The following is a 20,680-nucleotide window of genomic DNA, read 5'->3' as shown; positions in this document are numbered from 1 at the left end:
GGAAGGAAGAGGTTTAAATGGGAACTTTGATTACGATAGCAAACATAGATAAAAAGTAAAAGTTTCCAAGAATCTACGCTAAAATAAGTTAGGAAAACGTGGAGATTTGATAGATTTGAGGCTGTTTTGAACAAGTACCTAACAAATTAACCATGCTTATCATTGACGCACACCTCGACATGGCCATGAATGCCGTCGAATGGAACCGTGACTATACGTGTTCGGTTCAGGAACTTCGTGAACGTGAAATTGAAAAAAACTTAACCGATAAACGCGACCGTGGTAAAGGGACGGTTTCGTTGCCCGAACTTCGCAAAGGGAAAATTGGCTTGGTCGTGGCAACGCAACTGGCCAGAGTAACCGAGCGTGGCAGTGCCTTTGACGGCTGGTATTCTCCCGCCCAAGCTTGGGCCATGACCCAAGCTCAACTCGCGTGGTACCAAGCCATGACAGATTTGGGTGAAATGGTGCAAATTACGGATTATGAAGGGCTCACAAAGCACCTTGCGTTGTGGGAAAATACGTCTATCCCCGACGAAACCAAACCTGTTGGTTTTATTTTATCCTTAGAAGGAGCAGATTCGTTGGTAAATCTTTCTTACCTCGAAAAAGCCTACGGCTACGGATTGCGTGCCCTTGGGCCTGCTTGGTACGGGCCAGGTCGGTATGCGTCGGGCACGGCTACGACCGACGGTTTGACGGCTGCTGGAAAAGATTTATTACGAGAAATGGACGCGCTCGGAATGATTCTGGACGCTACGCACCTTACCGACAAAGGTTTTGACGAAGCGTTGTCTATTTATAAAGGTACGATTTGGGCGAGTCATCACAACTGCCGTACGTTGGTGCCTCACCAGCGCCAGCTTTCTGACGAGCAAATTTTACGTTTAGTGGAAAGAGGTGCCGTAATTGGCGGGGCGTTGGATGCTTGGATGATGGCACCAGGGTTTTTGCAACGGCAATCAGACCCCAAAGAGTTTGGCGTAACGATGGATAAACTCGTAGATCACTGGGACCACATTTGCCAATTGACGGGCAACAGCCTCCACGTAGCATTTGGGACGGATTTGGACGGAATGTTTGGCCGCGAGCAGTCGCCTTACGATTTAGACACTATCGCCGACCTGCAAAAGTACCAAGACTTACTGCGCCAACGCGGCTATGCCGAAAGCGATATTGAGAATATATTTCATAAGAATTGGTTAAGATTACTTACAAATACTTGGAAATAGCCTAAATGGGTTTTGCATTATTGCGAGATTAAATATTGGTATATCGTTAATTTGTCCAATTTTTAAGTGTATAAATGACATATTAAAAAAATTTAACAAATGTTGTCATTTAAATAACAATAATTTAAAAATTGCGTATAACTTGCATTTGGTAATCTAAACTAATCCAAATCTATTTATGCGTAAAATTTTATTTGCCAACTTAGTTGTAATACTTATTGCGACTGGGAACTTGATGGCGCAAGACAGGGCACTGTCGGGAGCCGTCAAGGTTAAAAACGGGCAACGACTGCCCTGTGTGAACATTCTACTCAAAGGCACCAACCGAGGAACGAACTCCGACGGTGATGGTGCCTTTAAACGTTCGGTTCCAGTTTCTGGGACTTTTGTGTTTTCTTCGGTGTGCTACGAAACAAAAGAAGTAGCGTTCAATTCTTCCACCTCTCAACTGAAGGGCTTCATCCATTAATCAAAACTACTATGCAAAAAAATAAACTTGTATGGTTCATAGCCATTTTACTTTTCATGGTAAATGGCCTACGAGCACAAACGCGTGTCATAACAGGGAAGGTGACTTCCTCGGCAAATGAAGCCCAACCTGGCGCTTCGGTGATTGTTAAGGGCACAAACAAAGGAACGGTCACGGACGCTAATGGTGTCTATAGTTTAAGCGTGCCAAATGGCGATGTGACGTTGGCCGTATCGATTATTGGCTTTAATGCTCTAGAAAAACTAGTGGGAGCTAATGTTTCGAAGATGGACTTTTCGCTTACTGAAAATGCAAGTACCCTAAACGAAGTAGTCGTGACGGCACTTGGTATTTCTCGTGAAAAGAAAACACTGGTGTATGCAACCCAAACGGTAAAGCCGACTGAATTGGTTGAGGCAAGGGATCCCAACAACGTGATAAATTCACTATCGGGTAAAATTGCCAATGCCGTTATCACGCAAGGTTCGGGTGGGCCAGGCTCGGGTGCTCGAATTGTCTTGAGGGGTAACCGCTCCATTCAGGGGTCAAACAATGCGCTGATTGTAGTAGATGGTGTGCCATTGAGCAATGGTACAAACGGTACCGCTGGAAGCGACTTCGGTTTTGTGCAAGGTTCTGACGGTGCTTCGAGTATCAACCCTGACGATATTGAGTCGGTTACAGTATTGAGAGGAGCCTCCGCAGCAGCGTTGTATGGAAGCCAAGCAGGTAATGGCGTTTTGGTGATTACGACCAAAAAAGGAAAAGCAGATAAAGTGGCGGTAAGTATCAATTCAGGGTTTAGTACTGAAAATGTTTGGGCATTGCCTCGCTTTCAAAATACCTACGGACAAGGCAACGGCGGTACATTGAGCACAACATCGGGCGAAAGCTGGGGTGCTAAAATGACGGGACAATCTATCACCAACTATTTGGGACAGCCTGGGACTTATTCTGCACAGCCTAATAATGTTCGGGATTTTTTCAGAACGGGTTCGAGCTTAAATAATGCGATTAGTGTAACGGGTGGTACCGATAAAATGCAAACGTATGTATCTTATACCAATAACCGCATTGGGGGGATTATCAACAAAAATGATTTATTCAGAAATACGATAAACCTTCGTATTACGAATCAAATCTCGAAGCGTTTTTCGACGGATGCCAAAATCACGTATGTGAATCAACGGATAAATAGCCGCCCACGGTCGGGTGAAGAAAACGCCCCAGTATCTAACATTTACAATGTGGCGAGAAACATGACGACTGCCGATTTGATGCAGTATGAGAAACTGAGCAACGTTGGTATCCCAGAACCTACTACTTTTCCATCTACGCTAAGTTCGATTTATCAAAACCCTTATTGGATGATAAATAACTACATCAATAACGAAGCGAGAGACAGGGTGATTGGATTTTTAACGGCTAAATACAAACTGACGGATTGGTTGACGCTTTCAGGAAAAGCGAACCTTGATAAAACTACTGACAACGGCGAAACGTCGATTTATCAAGGAACAATCTTGTATTCTAGGCCAGGTGGTGATTATTCAAGAAATACCATCAACGTAACTGAAAAATGGTTTGACTTGATGCTTGATGGTAATAATAACATTACTAATAATTTGAAAATTAATTACCGTCTAGGTGGAATTTTCCAAGATAGCCAGTACGATGGTAATAACCAATCAGCAGGTGGGTTGAACGTAACCAATAAATTCAGCTTGAATTTTGCCCAAAACCCATCCGTTACATCAAGCTTTACACAGGTACAAACACAGTCGGTGTTTGCCCAAGCCAACTTGTCGTTGAAGGAGTCCGTATTTTTGGATTTAAGCTTGCGTAACGACTGGGATTCACGGCTTCCAAGTCCTCACTCGTTCCTTTATCCTTCTGCGGGGCTTTCTACCATCCTTTCGGATTTAATTAAATTACCAGAAAGCATCTCCTTCTTGAAAGCAAGCTTAAACTATGCCGAAGTAGGTAATGGGGGTAGATTTGGTCTATTGAAATCGGTTTATAACTATGGTCAAGGTGCTGGAAATGGCTTTTTACAAATCAATTCTACGCTTCCTTTCCCTGAGTTAAAACCTGAAATCGTTAGGAATTTAGAATTTGGACTTGAGGCTAAATTCTTACAAAATAGATTGGGGGTAACCGCTACTTATTATAAGAGTAATTCATTCAACCAATTGTTGAGCGTGAGCTTACCAGTTGCCACTGGATTCAGCAGACAATACATCAACGCTGGAAATATCCAAAACTCGGGTATTGAATTGGTACTAACAGGCACGCCTTTGCCGCAAGATTCGCCTTTGAAATGGGATATTACTTTCAATGCCGCGATGAACCGCAACAAAGTAGTGGCATTGAGTGACCAAGTAAAAATATTCTATCTTGGTGGTGGATTCGGCCGCTCTGCAACGCCAGTTGTTGAAGAAGGCAAAGCTTATGGCGATTTGTTGGCTTTCAAATGGAACAAAAATGCCTCTGGACAATACCTAGTTGACGCCAATGGCAAGCCTAGTTTAACGCAAGAGCAAAGCTATATCGGTAATTTCAACCCAAAAGCAACGCTCGGTCTATCCAACTCGTTTGACTACAAAGGTGTTTCTCTACGTTTATTGGTGGATGGCCGTGTGGGTGGCATTGTTGTTTCAGGAACTGAAATGAACTTGGCATTTAGTGGTATTACAGAAGGAACGGAGGCATACCGCGAAGGCGGCTGGAATTTGGGTGGCGTAAATGATAAAGGAGAAGCCAACTCAAAAGCCATCAATGCACAAGATTTCTGGCAAATCGCTTCTGGTAAAAGATACGGTGCAGGGGAGTTTTTTGCCTATGATGCTACTAACTTTAGAGTACGCGAACTTTCAATCGGATACAATCTTCCTGTAAAAAACATTAAAGCGGTGAAAGCAGCCAAATTGATGCTCGTTGCCCGTAACTTATTGTGGTTATACAGAGGTAGTTCAATATTGGACATTCCTGGTTTAGAAAAACGTAAAATGTGGTTTGACCCTGATATGAGTTTGGGTAATGGCAACTTCCAAGGGGTTGAATATGGTACAATGCCTGCAACTCGTACATTGGGAGTGAATTTGCAAGTAACGTTCTAAGGTTTAATTTTTTCAATTAAAAATTTACAAAATGAAAATAGATAGCTTTTTAAAATCCTTGTCTGTTCTCAGTTTTTTTGTACTATTATTCAGTTCTTGTACAGACAAATTTGACGAAATCAATACAGACAGAAACTCAGTTGCTACCGTAGGTTCGGCCGAATTACCCTTCCTTTTTGCCAAAGCCGAAGCTTCAGCGGTTCCTAATATTTGGAATTATCAGATAGCACAAAACCTGTTTGCGGATCAATATGCCCAATATTTTGCTTGTACAGCTACCTATTTCCCCTCTGACCGATTGAATATTCGTATGGACTGGGTAGGGGCTGCTTTTAATCCGATTTATACCGATATGGTGCCTCAGTTGCAATCAATCAAGGCGGCTGCTCCTGCGGGTTCTGCCGAAGCGGCGATTGCCGACGTGGTTTGGGTGCTTGGTTTTCACAGAGTGACGGATTATTGGGGGCCAATTCCGTACTTCAATGCTGGAAAATCGGGTAGTTCGGTGGCGTATGATGCACAGGATAAAATCTATGATGATTTCTTCAAAAAATTGGCTGCCGCTTCTGAAGTCTTGAAAAATAAGCAAAACGAAAAGCCGTACGGAAGTTTTGACTTGATTTATGGTGGCGATGCTGGTAAGTGGTTTAGATTTGCCAATACGTTACGATTGCGTTTAGCTTTGCGTATTTCAAAAGTGGATCCCGCACGCGCAAAAACCGAAGCGGAAGCAGCGGTGGCAGCAGGCGTATTTCAGTCAAGCCCTGGCGATGATGCGTTACTTCAGAAAAGCACAAAAGGGTCAGATAACAACGGCCTTTCCATCATGTCAGATTGGAACGAGTTCCGTATGAGTGCTTCGATGGAGTCTGTGATGAAAGGCTATAAAGACCCTCGTATGTCGGTTTATTGGTTGCCAAACAATGCTACAAAAGCCAATCCTAATGGGACTGGTAAATACGATGGTTTGCGCAATGGGCTTACTTCTACCCAATTGACGGAGGCAGTTAACCTACCAACCGCCAATGCCAAAGTAGGGCCTAGATGGTCTTCCCCTGATTTTGGTGGAAATGCCAATTATTTGGAAACCCCACACAACATCATGTCGGTAGCAGAGGCGTTTTTCTTACGTGCCGAAGGTGCCTTGTTGGGTTGGAATATGAACGGTACTGCCAAAAGTTTGTACGAAGAAGGCATTCGACAATCAATGGTACAATGGGGAATTACGGATGCCGCAGCCATCACGGCCTATATCAATAGCCCAGATGTGCCAGTTGCTCCAGAAGATTTCTTGAAATCGCCAGCGGTGTCAAAAGCTCCAATTAAATGGGCAAGTGACATAGCCACCCAAAGAGAACAAATTGCGATTCAGAAATGGTTGGCAATCTTCCCTGATGGATCAGAGGCTTGGGCCGATTATCGTCGTGCTCGTAACTTCATTTTATATCCAGTGGCAAATTCTGAAAACCCTGATATTACAGACCCAACAAAGCAATGGATACGAAGAATACCATTCTTGTTGTCAGAAAAACAAAACAACAAAGCGGCGGTTGATGCAGCAGTTCCATTGTTAGGTTCTGGTGGCGATAAAGTGACGACCCCTCTTTGGTGGGATAAAAACTAGCGCTGTCTTTTTGTACGAATACTTTTTTGTAGATTCCACCGAATAGTGTTATTTGGTGGAATCTCTTTATCACTCATACCCTAAACCATGCGAAAACTTCTATTGGCCCTTTTTACACTGGTTTTTTTGAATTCGTGTAAAGACAATAATGCCCTTTTTACTGAATTGTCCGATTCTGACACAGGTATCAATTTTAGAAATACGCTGTTTGAAGATGGCCCTTTAAACGTTGCTAACTACATTTATTTCTACAACGGCGGAGGGGTAGCCGTTGGTGATATTAACAACGATGGGCTACAAGACATACTTTTTACGGGAAATATGGTAAGAAATAGGCTCTTTTTGAACAAAGGGAACTTTCAGTTTGAAGATATTACCAAAAAAGCAGGCGTTGACCAAATGCAGGGCTGGTGTACTGGGGCAACGATGAGCGATGTAAACAATGATGGAAAATTAGATATTTATATTTGTCGAAGTGCCGATATTAATCCAGATCGCCGTAAAAACCTTCTTTTTATCAATAATGGCGATTTAAGTTTTACCGAAAAAGCCGATGAATATGGCTTAGCCGACAATGGTTATTCGACCATGGCCTCTTTTTTAGATTATGACAAAGACGGTGATTTAGACTGTTTTATCATCAACCACTCGATACAAAAATATACCGCAGGCGTTCAAGATAATCCTGAGTTAAGAAAAGAACGGAATCCAGATTATGCCAGTAAACTTTACCGCAACGACAATAACCACTTTACGAATGTCTCTGACCAAGAAGGCATCTTTTCAAATGTCTTGACTTTTGGTTTGGGGGTCACGGTCTCCGATTTTAACAATGACGGTTGGCCTGATATTTCGGTGTCCAATGACTTCAACGAACCTGATTATTTCTTTGAAAACAATGGAAATGTGACAGGGGCATCCCCACGTTTTACCGAAAAACTTGTGCAGAAAATGGATAACATTTCCCTCTATTCGATGGGAACCGATGCTGCTGATTATGACAACGATGGCAATGTTGATTTGCTGACGCTTGATATGATGCCTGAAGACAATAAAACCATCAAAATGCACAGTGGTCCCGAGAATTTCGATAAGTTTCAGTTTCTGTTTAGGCAAGGATTTTATTATCAATTTAGCCGAAATATGCTTCAACGCAACAATGGAGATGGTACTTTCAGCGAAGTGGGGCAATTGGCTGGCGTATCAAATACCGACTGGAGTTGGGCGGGTTTATTCAGCGATTTTGATAAAGATGGATTCAAAGACCTCTTCATTACCAATGGCTACGTAAAAGATTATACTGAAATGGATTTTTTGAAGTATTCGGTGGATAGAGTCATTAAATCCATGGCAAAAGACTCCGCCAATGTGGATCCTATTCCCGAGTATTTACGAAAAATGCCTAAAAATGAAACCCAAAATTATGCGTTCCGAAACAAGGGCGATGGTACTTTTCAAAAAATGTCTAACGAATGGGGTTTTACTACCAAAGGCGTTTCTGCGGGGGCGGCTTATGCGGATTTGGACAACGACGGCGACCTTGATTTAATCGTGAACAATACCAACGCATTGGCGAGTATTTATAAAAACAATGCAGAATTAGTAAGTAAAAACAATTATTTGTCCGTCAAATTGGATGGGGGCGCTACGAATCGTTTTGGCATTGGTGCAAAGGTAAAATTGTACTGCAAAGGACAGCTAATGTACCAAGAACAATCGCCAGTAAGGGGTTTTCAATCATCCAATGACCCTGTTTTAAATTTTGGCGTGGGAGAACATACCACGATTGATTCGTTGATAGTCATTTGGACCAATGATTCTTATCAAAAGCTCACTTCGGTTAAAACAAATCAAGTGTTGGAAGTAAAAATAGCGGATGCTAAAAACAAATGGGTGTATCAGCATCAAAAGTCAAATCCGATTTTTACCCAAAGTAATTTGGCCAATGTAATTCATAAAGAAAACGGATTTGGTGACTTTACTGTGCAATCGCTTTTGCCAAATTATTTCAGCCGACAAGGGCCATCCATTGAGGTCGCCGACATCAATAATGATGGTTTAGACGACTTTTTTATGGGTGGAGCCAAAGGCGAAGTTTCGCAACTATTCATCCAAAATAAAAACAACACATTTAGCAAAGTAAATACGCCAGTTTTTGCACAAAATGCGGGCAGTGAAGATGTCGCAGGGACGTTTTTCGATGCCGATAACGACGGCGATAAAGACCTGTATGTAGCGGCGGGAGGGTATGAGTTTGAAGCAAACGACCCCTTGCTACAAGATAGATTGTACCTGAATGATGGAAAAGGAAACGGTTCGTCGCCACGATATACCCTAAGCGAAAGCGCCCTTCCAAAATTGTTAACAAGCAAAGGCTGTGTAAAAGCGGCTGATATTGATTCTGATGGGGATTTAGACCTTTTTGTTGGCGGACGAATCGTCCCTCGAAGCTACCCTGTTGCTCCCAATTCGTATATTTTGATTAATGATGGAAAAGGGAACGGTTCGTCGCCACGATTTTCTGAAAATACATCTAAAACTTGTGCTGAATTGAGCCAAATCGGGATGGTAACGGATGCCGTTTGGATGGATTTAAACAATGACAAACAGCTAGACTTGATTGTAGTAGGAGAGTGGATGCCGATTAAAGTTTTTATCAATTCAAAAGGAAAATTGACAGATAAATCGGAGGAATATATCCATTTTGCAAGTACTGGATGGTGGAGTAAAATCAATGCCACAGATATGGACGGCGATGGCGATTTGGATTTGACCATTGGGAATTGTGGGTTAAACACCCAATTTAAAGTCAATGAGAAAGAACCGATGACTGTTCATTACAAAGATTTTATGGATAACGGTTCGATTGTGCCTGTCCTGAGTTATTACATTGGTGGGGTATCGTATCCGATGGCCTCTCGGGATGATTTGTCGCACCCCATTCCATTTATCAAGAAAAAATTCACTGATTATAAATCGTATTCAACGGCTACGATTACCGATGTTTTTAGCCCAGAAGAGCTGGCAAATGCTAAAGTGTTGAAAGCAGAAATCATGCAAACCCTTTATCTCGAAAACCAAGGAGCCAAAGGATTTAAAGCCCATGCACTACCGATGGAAGCCCAATATGCGCCTGTAACGGGTATCATAGCGGATGATTTTGACAATGATGGTAAAAAAGATTTGCTCTTGGCGGGTGGCAATACATGGACACGCATCAAATTTGGGCGTTACCTTGCCAATCACGGTGTGTTGCTTTTGGGTGATGGAAAAAACAATTTTAACTATGCTCCCCAATCCAAATCAGGATTGAGCCTTAGAAGTAATATCAGAAGTGTACAAACGATTAATTCAGGCAAAACAAAACGGATAATTGTTGGGGTAAATGACGGCGAAGCGTTGATTTTGAGTAGGAAGTAAAATTTAATAGTCAATTTCTTCGTCACGAAGCAGTTGGGCAAGATTCAGGGTGCAATCTTCCATCAAGGGAATGTTTTCCTCAAAATTGACCAGATACCAAGGGGCATTGGGCGTAATGACAAAGATTTTCTTGGTGTGGGTTGTAATCCAAATGACTTTTTCAACCCCAAAATCAAGCATTTTCTGCGATTTGTTCAACACATAATCAAAGTCGTTCGTCAGCCCCGTTTCTTCGAGAGCTACTTTAATGTCCACTTCAATCACTATTTTGGGGGCTACATCGAAGTATTTATCGGTCAATGTAATTTTGCCTTTTTCAAAAATGGCAATATCGTTGGCTAAATTACTCCCTGAACTTACGTGCAAGCCAGACTCATTGGAGGCAACTAAATATTTTTTTCGATTGATATTATTATTAACAAACCAATTGATAATAGAGACCAACACGGCCTGTAATGAACTGCTGCCCATGATTTCTTCTAATTTTTTCTTTCCTGACAATACTTCCAAATAACCGCGATAAGGCAAGGCTTGCCCGTTCAGCTCTTCATAGACCAAGTGGGCGGGTATTTTCCGAATTTTTGGGCGTCGTTTGGTGGCAATGACAACCATAGCGTGTTCTTTTTTTGACAATTTTACTCAAAAAAGCGACATAAACCAAGCCAAAATTTTATCTTGCATTATCCAATAACTTCACACACACCCATGAGTCCGCTCTCTTTTTTAGCCCCCAATCAATGGTTAGTTATCGGCCTGATGTTGGGACTGTTCCAAGCTTCAACGGCTCAAAATGCAGTGGTTCGTGAAACCACCCAAACCCTCACCACCTACCCGTTTTCTGACCCTGACCCCGTGCCTAAACCTGGACGTATCTATCCTTATTTTCGCTACGATGGCTACACCGACAAGCCTGTAATGAAGGATTGGAAATTTATTGAACTCGAAAACGACTACATCAAAGTCTATATCACGCCCGAAATCGGGGGTAAAATTTGGGGCGCGTATGAAAAGTCCACCAACTTCCCTTTCATTTACTTCAATCACGTCGTCAAATTCCGAGACGTGGCCATGCGGGGTGCGTGGACGTCGGGTGGGATTGAAATCAACTTTGGCGACATTGGCCACGCGCCTACGGTATCGGCTCCTGTTGATTATTTTACGCGAACGAATGCCGACGGAAGTGTGAGCTGTTTTTTGGGGGCATGGGATTGGTCGGCAAGAACGCGCTGGATGGTGGAGGTAAACTTGCCCAAAGACAAAGCCTATTTTACCACCAAGTCGCATTGGTATAACGCTACGGCTTTTGAAACGAGTTATTATCATTGGATGAATGCAGGTTTTAAAGCGGCAGGAAACTTAGAATTTGTATTTCCAGGGACAAATTACATTGGTCACGACGGGGAAGTAGGCCCGTGGCCAAAAGATTCGTTGGGAAGAAACTTGAATTTTTACGAACAAAACAACTTCGGGACGTACAAGTCTTACCACGTTTTAGGTAAAAAAACCGACTTTTACGGCGGTTTTTGGCACGACGACAACATGGGTTTTGCCCGTTATTCACCCTACCATGATAAATTAGGTAAAAAAATCTGGATTTGGGGACTGTCGCGCGAGGGGATGATTTGGGAAAAACTATTAACGGACAACGACGGTCAATACGTTGAGTTGCAGTCGGGAAGGTTGTTTAATCAAGCAGCGGAAGGGAGTATGTACAGTCCTTTTAAGCACGTGTCTTTTATGCCCTATACCCACGACAGTTGGACTGAATACTGGTTTCCAGTGAAACATACCCGTGGTTTGACCCACGCTACACCTCAGGGGGCTATGAATCTACGAGTGAAGGACGGTTGGCTTAAAATGGATTACTGTGCTGTTTCATTGGTTCAAGACACACTCTCTATTTCGATTGATAACCAGAGGCTTCTTTTAAAAAGGTTGGATTTAAAGCCCTTAGAAACAGTTCGGGATTCTATCCGCTGGTCGGGCGAGGTGGAGAAATTGGCGATAAAGATAGGCGATGAACTCATAGCAGACGGACAGCCAACCGCTACTCGAAGACCTTTGGCAGCCCCAAAAGAGTTTGATTGGGAGTCGGAATATGGGCTTTATACCCGCGCTAAAGACCTAGCCCACCAACGTCATTACGAGGAAGCGGAGGTTTATTTTACCAAACTTCTAGCCAAGAATCCTACGCACGTCGATGCGCTGGTGGACCTTGCTGAGTTGTATTTAACCAAAAAATGGATAAAAAATGACCTTGCCTCAGCTAATCTAAAGCAAGCATTGTCCATCGATGCTTATCACCCTAAAGCAAATTATTTACGAGGTACGGTAGAGTGGAATAACTTGAACGTTGCGGAAGATTTTCTAGGTGTAGCTTCGCTGGATGTGCGGTATCGGTCGGCGGCAAAAACGCATTTGGCTACCGTTGCCATCCGAAACAAAGACTGGAAAAAGGCCGAAGAATACCTGAATTTAGCCAAGGAAGCCGATGTGCAAAACATCCGAGCAGCAGAACTGAGCCTTATTAACACCCGAAAACAGGGGAAAATAGTGCAGGCGCTGAAGCTTGCCGAAACGCTGCTGTACCAAGATCCGCTGAACCATTTGGCTCGGTTTGAAAAATACCTTATTACCCAACGCCCCGAAGATAAAATCGACTTCGTCGCCTCAATTCAGTCTGAACTCCCGCACGAAACGTACCTCGAACTGGCGATTTTGTATGAACAACTCATTTGTAGAGAAGAAGGGTTACAACTGTTGGAATTGGCACCAAAGCACCCCATGGTGTTGCTTTGGAAAGGAAATTTTATGAAGTCATTAGGGCAGGATGGCAAGTCGGTGCAGCGTGATGCGTTGAAAATGCCAACGGAAGGAGTTTTTCCGTTTCGGGTGGAAGATAACTTGATGCTTCAGAACGCTCAGTTCGATGAAGACAAAGAGCAAGTAGCCAAAGCAAGTTACTATTCATTTTTGGTAGCATCAGCGGTTCAAACGCGCGACCCAAAATGGATAAAGAAGGAAGAGGATGAAATCGACTATGCTCCTTATTTTCTATCCAAATCAGAATTGTTTAAAAATGAAAAAGATGTTGTAAAAAAAGCCCTCGAAAAAGCCTACGAAATTGACCCGAAAAGTTGGCGCGTAGTGAAGCGTCTAGCTGAGTTTTATGCGGCCAACGGAGAGTTGAAAAAGGCAATTCGTATCAACGAGGAAAAGTTGACCAACTACTTAAAAACCAAAAAAGTTGAAACCTCTGATTTGCCCGAACACGAAATTTATATTTTGGGACAACAGCGAGCAGAACTATTGAAGCAGGCTGGGCGCTACAAAGAAGCCCTTGAGGTGCTAAATTCGCTGACCATTCTGCCCAACGAAGGGGCTTCGGGAGCGCATAAATTGTACCGCGAACTTAACATTCGGTATGCCGCGACACTCAATCAGCAAAAGAAATACCGTGAAGCGTTTGCCGTTTTAGAACAGGCCGAAAAATGGCCCGAAAATCTTGGCTCGGGCGAGCCTTACAATCCTGATAACCGCTTGACGTGGTATTTGAAAAAGTGGATGACACAAAAGTTGACCAAACAAGAACCACAGCCCGCAGACATTACTAAATTAACCAAGAACTTGTCAGCTTACGAGTTTGAGCTGTTAAAGCTATTTCAGTAAGATAGGAATCAATGAACAAACGACTTGTCATTATTACAGGAAGTAATCGCGGCCTCGGAAAAGCACTCGTTGACACGTTTCTCATGGACGAAAGCCAAGATACAGTGGTAGGGATTTCGCGGTCGTACGTGGAGCAATCTTCGCCGCGCTACGTGGACGTAGGGGCGGATTTGAGCAGCATTGAAGGCTGTGAGTCGGTACTTTTGATGCTTGGTCAACTGATTGAACGGGACGCATTTGAGCAAGTGATTCTATTCAACAATGCAGGTCGTTTGGGGGAAGTTGTACCCTCTTTTCAAGCGTCCCCGTACGACATTGCCCAAACCATTTTTGTGAACCAAACGGCGCCGATGATTTTACAAAATGGCCTGCTGTCCATTGGTTCTTCCCAAAACGTCGCGGTCGAAATCATCAATCTTTTATCAGGAGCCGCTCTCAAGGCGTACGATGGATGGGGGGCGTATTGTGCGTCGAAGGCAGGGTTACTGATGGCTACGCAGGTGCTTGGTACGGAGATAAACCTTCATCAGCTGCCTGCCAAAGTTTGGGGTTTTGCTCCTGGCGTGGTGGACACCGAAATGCAGACAACGCTTCGCACCTTGGACAGTTCCCAGTTTTCTCAAGTCGAACGTTTTCAGCGCCTTTTTGCCGAAGGACAACTCCGTTCTCCCGCCAGCGTTGCGACATTTTTATACCGAGCCGTTGGAAATCCTCAATTTGAAAACGGCGGTTTTTATGACATTCGAAGCTTTTAAAAAGCTGTTGATTGGCGCGTGCTAATTTTGCTACTTACCACCTTCAATTTTTAGGATTTTTGCGTAGAAATTTGTAGTTTTACGCCTTAATTAATACAAAAAGTACATCAATAAGTACCCTATTCGTTACCAATTCCAACATATGGCAACCGAAACGATTGAAATTTCCGAACAGATTGACAGAAGTAATTATTCAGCCGAAAACATCCAAGTTCTTGAAGGTCTCGAAGCCGTTCGCAAGCGTCCTGCGATGTACATTGGAGACATTGGTATTAAGGGACTTCACCACCTTATTTGGGAAGTAGTTGATAACTCGATTGACGAAGCACTAGCGGGGCATTGTGACCTTATCAGCGTCACCATCAATACCGACAACTCAGTTACAGTAAAAGATAATGGTCGGGGGATTCCGACAGGCATTCACCCCAAAGAAAAAAAATCTGCGTTGGAAGTGGTAATGACCGTTTTGCACGCAGGGGGTAAATTCGACAAAGACACATACAAAGTATCAGGTGGTTTGCACGGGGTAGGGGTATCCTGCGTAAACGCCCTTTCAAAATACCTTCGCGTGGAAGTACACCGTGAAGGAAAAATCTTTGAACAAGAATATAGCATTGGTAAGCCCAAGTACGCCGTTCGCGAAATTGGCGAAGCAACCGATACAGGAACGTTTGTACATTTCTTGCCCGATGACAGCATTTTTACGGTGTCAGAATACAAGTACGAAACGGTCGCCAACCGTATTCGCGAGCTGTCATTTTTGAACAAAGGCATCCGCTTGACGTTGACCGATTTGCGTGATTTAGATGAACATGGACAGCCACGCACCGAAGAGTTTCACTCACAAGGAGGCTTGACAGAGTTTGTGACCTACCTTGATAGTACCCGCGACCAGCTTATCCAAACCCCTATTTACATGGAAAATGAAAAAGGGGTGGTGCCTGTGGAAGTGGCAATGATTTACAATACTTCGTACTCAGAAAACGTGGTGTCGTACGTCAACAACATCAATACGATCGAAGGTGGTACGCACGTTTCGGGCTTCCGTATGGCGTTGACGCGTACGTTGAAAAATTACGCAGAAAAAACGGGGATTTTGGCCAAAGAAAAAATCGAAATCAGCGGCGACGACTTCCGTGAAGGTTTAACGGCCGTGATTTCGGTAAAAGTAGCCGAACCGCAGTTTGAAGGACAAACAAAAACCAAGTTAGGGAACTCCGACGTGGCAGGGGCAGTGAGCCAAGTGGTGAGCGAAATGCTCGACAACTTCTTGCAAGAAAACCCCAAAGAAGCCCGCACGATTGTTGATAAAGTGATTTTGGCGGCAAAGGCGCGTATCGCAGCGCGCAAAGCCCGCGAAATGGTGCAACGTAAAACCGTGCTTGGGGGCGGTGGTTTGCCAGGAAAACTAGCCGACTGCTCAGAAACCGACCCGTCTGCTTGCGAGTTGTACTTGGTGGAGGGAGACTCGGCGGGAGGCTCGGCCAAACAAGGTCGTAACCGCGCATTTCAGGCTATTTTGCCGTTGAGAGGTAAAATCTTAAACGTTGAAAAAGCCCAAGAATACAAGATTTACGAAAACGAAGAAATCAAAAACATGATTACTGCCCTTGGGGTGCAGTTTGGTCGTGATGGCGATGAACGTGCGCTCAATATCGAAAAACTCCGCTACCACAAGATAATCATCATGACCGATGCCGACGTGGACGGGAGCCACATTCGGACTTTGATTTTGACGTTTTTCTTCCGTTATATGAAAGAACTCATTGACAATGGCTACATCTACATTGCCCAACCACCTTTGTATTTGGTGAAAAAAGGCAAAGAAGAGCGCTATTGTTGGACAGAAACGCAGCGTGAACAAGCCGTGCGCGAGATTTCGGGAGGAAAAGAAGACAGTGTCTATATTCAGCGTTACAAAGGTTTGGGGGAAATGAACCCAGAACAGTTGTGGGAAACAACCATGAACCCAGAAAACCGTAGCTTGAAGCAAGTAGGCATCGAGTCGGGGGCGGAGTCAGATCACTTGTTCTCTATGTTGATGGGTGATGAAGTAGCGCCTCGCCGTGATTTTATCGAACGCAATGCAAAATACGCCCGCGTTGACGTTTAAACGTCGCTTGAGAATTTATTACGTGGCGAAGGCTATGTTGAAATAACTCTTGTTAAGAAAACGTTAATAAAAGCCATTCGTCCTATCCGACGAATGGCTTTTTGTTGATAACCACCTATTTTTGAAGAATAAAAAAAGTAACATGCCTGCATCCGATAACCTTAAAAATTTAGCGTCTATGTTTTCTTTTGGACGCGACCGCCGTGAACCCAAAGTAGGAGGACAAATAGCCGAAGACCAAGATCGTTTCTCACGTTCGGTAGAACGGGTGAGTCAAACCATCGAACAAAGTAATTTTATCAGCCGTGATTTGAGTTGGTTACAATTCAATTTTCGAGTGCTTGACCAAGCCCGTAGTAGCCGTCGAACGCTGTTTGAACGAATGAAATTCTTGGCCATTTCAGACTCAAACCTAGATGAATTCTTCACCATTCGGGTAGGAAGTTTGTACAATTACCTCGACTATGGCAAAGAGCGGGTGGACTATTCGGGGCTGAGAGAAATCCCTTTTCGCAAGGCGTTGATGTCGGCTATTCATAAATTCACTGAGGCGCAAGACGAGGTGTTTGAGAAACAACTTATGCCGTTGTTTGCGGAGCATAAGCTTCGCATTGGTGGTTGTGTGGATTTGGACGAAGTTGAAAAACAGGAGGTGGGGAAGTATTTCGACCGAACGATTTACCCGATGCTGACACCGATGCTTTTTGACTATACCCATACGTTTCCTGTGTTATTGGCCAAAACCCTGATTTTTGCGGTGATTACCAACTCACACGAAAAAGGAAAGGGTGACGAAGAAAATCGCCGCATTTCGTTTGTTCAAATTCCCGTGAACCTTCGACGGTTCTATACGATTGAGCGAAAAAACGGAGAGTTTTTGTTTATTCCAATTGAAGAGATTATACGTCACGAATTACATAAATTATACCGAAACGTAGAGATTACGGACATGCACTTGTTCCGTATTGTGCGTAATGGAGACTTCTCCATTGAGGAAAATGACGATGATGAAAGTGATTTTCTGGACGAAGTAAAACAGAAACTAAAAACGCGGCGCTTGGGACGTGTAGTGCGAATGGAGGTCGAAAAAGGAATGACCGATTGGCTCCTAAACCTACTCAAAAAGCGCTGGGAATTTGATGATTATAACGTTTTTACGTGCAATCACTTACTCGATTTTACGTGTTTGTGGCAAATTATCAAACATCCCGAATTTGCCGAACTTACGCCGCCGCCGCCTTCGGCAGTTCCGCCGTTGGGCCTTGAACCTGGGCAAATTTTAGACGATATTTTTGAGACTATCAAGGAGGGAGACGTAATGCTGCACCATCCTTACAACAACTTTGAGCCAGTATTGAAGATGTTGGAAAATGCCGCAGAAGACCCGCAAGTTTTGGCAATTAAGCTGACGATTTATCGTTTGGCCAAAAAATCACGTATTACGGCTGCCTTGCTAAAAGCCGCTGAAAACGGAAAGCACGTATCGGTTTTGTTTGAAGTAAAGGCCCGTTTCGACGAAGAGAATAACATGCGCGAAGCTGAACGCCTCCAAAAAGCAGGCTGTTTTGTGATTTATGGCATTACGAGGTTTAAAACCCACACAAAACTCCTACAGATTGTTCGGGCAGAGGAACAAGGAGTCATCAGTTATTCTCACCTAGCTAGCGGTAATTATAATGAAGAAACGGCAAAACTTTATACCGATATTGGTTTGCTCACCTGCGACGAGGTTTATAATCGTGACATTACGGAGTTTTTCAACGTAATTACGGGGCATTCGTTGCCAAACGATTATCAATACCTACTCACCGCGCCGCGCGACATGCGTAAACAAATTGTCAAATTAATTCGGCGGGAAGCAGAAAATGCCGCTCAAGGACTTTCAAGCGGGATTTGTATCAAAATCAATTCATTAGAGGACAAATCGACCATTGAAGAATTGTACAAAGCCTCGCAAGCGGGTGTGCCAATTCGCCTTATTGTCAGAGGTATTTGTTGTTTGCGTCCAGGGCGGGCAGGTTTGAGTGAAAACATTACTGTGCGGTCAATCGTGGGTGATTTCTTGGAACATACCCGTGTATTCTACTTTCATAACAATGGAAAACCCAAAGTATATGGAGGAAGTGCCGATGTGATGGTACGTTCGTTTGATCGTCGGATTGAATCCATGTTTGAATTTGTCAACCCACGGGTTAAACAACAAGCAATTCATATTTTGGACTATAATTTCCGTGACAATGTCAATGCGTATGAGTTACAGGAAGACGGTAACTACATCAAATGCGAAGACGAAAAGGGGGAGGTTTTCAACATCCATGAACGTTTTTTCCATGTTACCTTAGAAGAAGTAATGGCCACGCGCTTGTTTGTAAAAGAAGATGCGGCTTTATTGGAAAAACAAAAAGAAGAAGTAGAGGCTACAAACATTCCTGCTGCCACAGAAACGGGAGAAGAATAAACCATGAAGTATTTTAGAACACTTGTTCAAGCTGGAGTCATCTTCTGGGGGGCATCCATGGGCGTAGAGGCTCAAACACGCACGCCCAAATCGCTTTTTGTGATTGTGGATGGAATTGCCTCAGATGTGATTGAAAAGCTTGATTTGCCTAATCTAAAAGCCATCGGACATCCTGGCGGTTATACCCGTGCGTATGTTGGGGGAAAGAAAAATACCTATTCTCAAACCCCCACCATATCGGCAGTGGGCTACAATAGTTTATTGACAGGAACGTGGGTGAATAAACACAACGTTTGGGACAATAACATCAAAGAACCCAATTACCATTATTGGACTATTTTTCGCTTTTTTGAAGAACAATATCCTTACAAAAAAACGGCTATTTTCTCGACTTGGTTAGATAACAGAACCAAGCTTTTAGGTACTGGTTTGCCTCAGACCAACCACTTAAAAGTAGATTATTATTTTGATGGTTTTGAATTGGATACCTTGCATTATCCCCACGATGGAGAAAAAGAATACATCCACAAAATAGACGAACGTGTGGTGGAGGAAGCCGCCCGATATATCAAAGACGAAAACCCTGATTTAACTTGGGTGTATCTTGAATATACCGACGATATGGGCCATAAATACGGAGACAGCGAGCAGTTTACCAAGGCGGTTAAAATCATGGACAACCAAATGGGAAAGTTGTGGAAAGCAATTCAGTACCGTGAGGCTAACTTTAAAGAAGATTGGCAGGTGTTTATCACCACTGACCATGGACGGGATGTTGCGAGTGGACGAAACCACGGCGGGCAGTCGGAGCGAGAACGGAGTACTTGGATAGTAACCAATGCAAAGGGATTGAACGATTACTTTGGTGATAAAAAGAAGCAAAATGTTCTACCAGCAGTGGTGGATATTATGCCAACGATGGCTAAACATCTACAAATAAACATCCCTAAAGAACAGGCATTTGAAGTAGATGGTACCCCATTAACTGGGAAATTATCTTTTATTGATATGTCAGTCAAAAAAGAGTCTTCAACGATACAGGTGGGTTGGAAAGCTTTGGAAAAAAAAGAAAAAGTGAAGGTTTGGGCAACAACAACAAACCATTTTGAAGAAGGAGGGCATGATTTATATTGGCTGATGGATGAGGTTCCAATTGAAAATGAAAAAACGGTAATTGATGTTTCAAAACTGCCGTCTAAGTTGTATAAAATCGTCATAGAGGCTAAATTTAATCTTCAAAATAAGTGGGTGGTCGAATAAAAACTTCCAACCTTTTTGCTGTCAACAACGTCATGGTTTTAGAAAACACACCAATTATTTAAAGTAATTGATAATTTATAAAAACCATGAGAAAAATACTGTTAATAGGCTTAGTAGCGTTGGTTGGATTACGATGTAAATCAACTTCTGAGGCCATGATGATGCCCTCAGGCTGTGCCTCAGAAAAGCCTACTTTGGTAGGAAAATGGACCATGACGGAGTTTCGTTATTATGGAGGTTGTTGCCCTGTTATTGCAGATTCTACTTGGAAAAAAGCAACTGATAAGTCGTATGCCATTGAGTTTACCAATAATGGGAAACTCAAAGTGATTGATTACATGGCCAACGGGCTGTCGTCGAGCAACGCTGCACAATTGGTGACTAATTATGCCTTTGATGGCAAAGAGATTGTCATAGATGAACAAATTTTAGGGGGAGTTCCTTGGCAAAAGAATGTAACGATTGCACAACTTACCACCCGAGAACTAATTTTCGTAGTTACGGTTGGAAAAGAAGGCGAAAAAAATGCCCGAAAATTTGTCCGAATATGCGAATAGCGTT

At 43.3% G+C, this 20,680-nt stretch carries 12 protein-coding genes; 11 read left to right on the top strand and 1 reads right to left on the bottom strand.

Annotated elements, in window-relative coordinates; genetic code table 11:
• Positions 1-152 precede the first annotated feature (152 nt).
• The 5 genes from AC23N5_RS11600 (at position 153) to AC23N5_RS11580 (ending at position 9,864) form a co-directional block, all read left to right on the top strand.
• The gene (locus AC23N5_RS11600) at positions 153-1,232 is read left to right on the top strand and encodes a dipeptidase (protein WP_487755699.1); all 1,080 of its coding nucleotides are present in this window, start codon (positions 153-155) and stop codon (positions 1,230-1,232) included.
• Between the two features lie 178 nt (positions 1,233-1,410).
• Positions 1,411-1,701: a carboxypeptidase-like regulatory domain-containing protein gene (locus AC23N5_RS11595; RefSeq protein ID WP_183977018.1), complete on the top strand. Its 291-nt coding sequence runs from the start codon at positions 1,411-1,413 to the stop codon at positions 1,699-1,701.
• 11 nt (positions 1,702-1,712) lie between these two features.
• Positions 1,713-4,820, top strand: a complete 3,108-nt coding sequence (locus AC23N5_RS11590) for a SusC/RagA family TonB-linked outer membrane protein (RefSeq protein ID WP_487755698.1) — start codon at positions 1,713-1,715, stop codon at positions 4,818-4,820.
• Positions 4,821-4,851: 31 nt separating this feature from the next.
• The gene (locus AC23N5_RS11585) at positions 4,852-6,444 is read left to right on the top strand and encodes a SusD/RagB family nutrient-binding outer membrane lipoprotein (protein ID WP_487755697.1); all 1,593 of its coding nucleotides are present in this window, start codon (positions 4,852-4,854) and stop codon (positions 6,442-6,444) included.
• An 87-nt stretch (positions 6,445-6,531) separates the two neighbouring features.
• Complete coding sequence (locus AC23N5_RS11580) at positions 6,532-9,864, top strand: VCBS repeat-containing protein (protein ID WP_487755696.1); 3,333 nt, start codon at positions 6,532-6,534, stop codon at positions 9,862-9,864.
• A gap of 3 nt (positions 9,865-9,867) precedes the next feature.
• Here the strand turns inward: AC23N5_RS11580 and AC23N5_RS11575 are convergent, their stop codons facing one another.
• Entirely contained in the window at positions 9,868-10,476 is a 609-nt protein-coding gene (locus tag AC23N5_RS11575; protein ID WP_487755695.1) for a Uma2 family endonuclease, read from the bottom strand.
• A 93-nt stretch (positions 10,477-10,569) separates the two neighbouring features.
• Between AC23N5_RS11575 and AC23N5_RS11570 the strand changes: the two genes are divergently transcribed.
• The 6 genes from AC23N5_RS11570 (at position 10,570) to AC23N5_RS11545 (ending at position 20,676) form a co-directional block, all read left to right on the top strand.
• Positions 10,570-13,533, top strand: a complete 2,964-nt coding sequence (locus AC23N5_RS11570) for a DUF5107 domain-containing protein (protein WP_487755694.1) — start codon at positions 10,570-10,572, stop codon at positions 13,531-13,533.
• A gap of 11 nt (positions 13,534-13,544) precedes the next feature.
• The gene (locus tag AC23N5_RS11565; RefSeq protein ID WP_487755693.1) at positions 13,545-14,288 is read left to right on the top strand and encodes an SDR family NAD(P)-dependent oxidoreductase; all 744 of its coding nucleotides are present in this window, start codon (positions 13,545-13,547) and stop codon (positions 14,286-14,288) included.
• 142 nt (positions 14,289-14,430) lie between these two features.
• A complete protein-coding gene (gyrB, locus tag AC23N5_RS11560; RefSeq protein WP_487755692.1) occupies positions 14,431-16,401 on the top strand; it encodes a DNA topoisomerase (ATP-hydrolyzing) subunit B in 1,971 nt (656 codons plus the stop codon).
• 178 nt (positions 16,402-16,579) lie between these two features.
• Positions 16,580-18,859: a polyphosphate kinase 1 gene (ppk1, locus tag AC23N5_RS11555; RefSeq protein WP_487755691.1), complete on the top strand. Its 2,280-nt coding sequence runs from the start codon at positions 16,580-16,582 to the stop codon at positions 18,857-18,859.
• Positions 18,860-18,862: 3 nt separating this feature from the next.
• Positions 18,863-20,119 (top strand): alkaline phosphatase family protein, encoded by a 1,257-nt coding sequence (locus tag AC23N5_RS11550; protein WP_487755690.1) that lies wholly within the window; start codon positions 18,863-18,865, stop codon positions 20,117-20,119.
• A gap of 86 nt (positions 20,120-20,205) precedes the next feature.
• Complete coding sequence (locus tag AC23N5_RS11545) at positions 20,206-20,676, top strand: hypothetical protein (protein WP_183976998.1); 471 nt, start codon at positions 20,206-20,208, stop codon at positions 20,674-20,676.
• Positions 20,677-20,680 lie beyond the last annotated feature (4 nt).

The sequence above is a fragment of the Runella sp. R5_40 genome, assembly GCF_057652295.1.
Note: the sequence above shows the minus strand (reverse complement) of the source record. Positions and strands in the feature narration are given on the sequence as shown.

Coding starts and splice junctions, on each gene's coding strand:
- AC23N5_RS11600 (WP_487755699.1), top strand. CDS start 153: ATGCTTATCATTGACGCACACCTCGACATGGCCATGAATGCCGTCGAA.
- AC23N5_RS11595 (WP_183977018.1), top strand. CDS start 1,411: ATGCGTAAAATTTTATTTGCCAACTTAGTTGTAATACTTATTGCGACT.
- AC23N5_RS11590 (WP_487755698.1), top strand. CDS start 1,713: ATGCAAAAAAATAAACTTGTATGGTTCATAGCCATTTTACTTTTCATG.
- AC23N5_RS11585 (WP_487755697.1), top strand. CDS start 4,852: ATGAAAATAGATAGCTTTTTAAAATCCTTGTCTGTTCTCAGTTTTTTT.
- AC23N5_RS11580 (WP_487755696.1), top strand. CDS start 6,532: ATGCGAAAACTTCTATTGGCCCTTTTTACACTGGTTTTTTTGAATTCG.
- AC23N5_RS11575 (WP_487755695.1), bottom strand. CDS start 10,476: ATGGTTGTCATTGCCACCAAACGACGCCCAAAAATTCGGAAAATACCC.
- AC23N5_RS11570 (WP_487755694.1), top strand. CDS start 10,570: ATGAGTCCGCTCTCTTTTTTAGCCCCCAATCAATGGTTAGTTATCGGC.
- AC23N5_RS11565 (WP_487755693.1), top strand. CDS start 13,545: ATGAACAAACGACTTGTCATTATTACAGGAAGTAATCGCGGCCTCGGA.
- gyrB (WP_487755692.1), top strand. CDS start 14,431: ATGGCAACCGAAACGATTGAAATTTCCGAACAGATTGACAGAAGTAAT.
- ppk1 (WP_487755691.1), top strand. CDS start 16,580: ATGTTTTCTTTTGGACGCGACCGCCGTGAACCCAAAGTAGGAGGACAA.
- AC23N5_RS11550 (WP_487755690.1), top strand. CDS start 18,863: ATGAAGTATTTTAGAACACTTGTTCAAGCTGGAGTCATCTTCTGGGGG.
- AC23N5_RS11545 (WP_183976998.1), top strand. CDS start 20,206: ATGAGAAAAATACTGTTAATAGGCTTAGTAGCGTTGGTTGGATTACGA.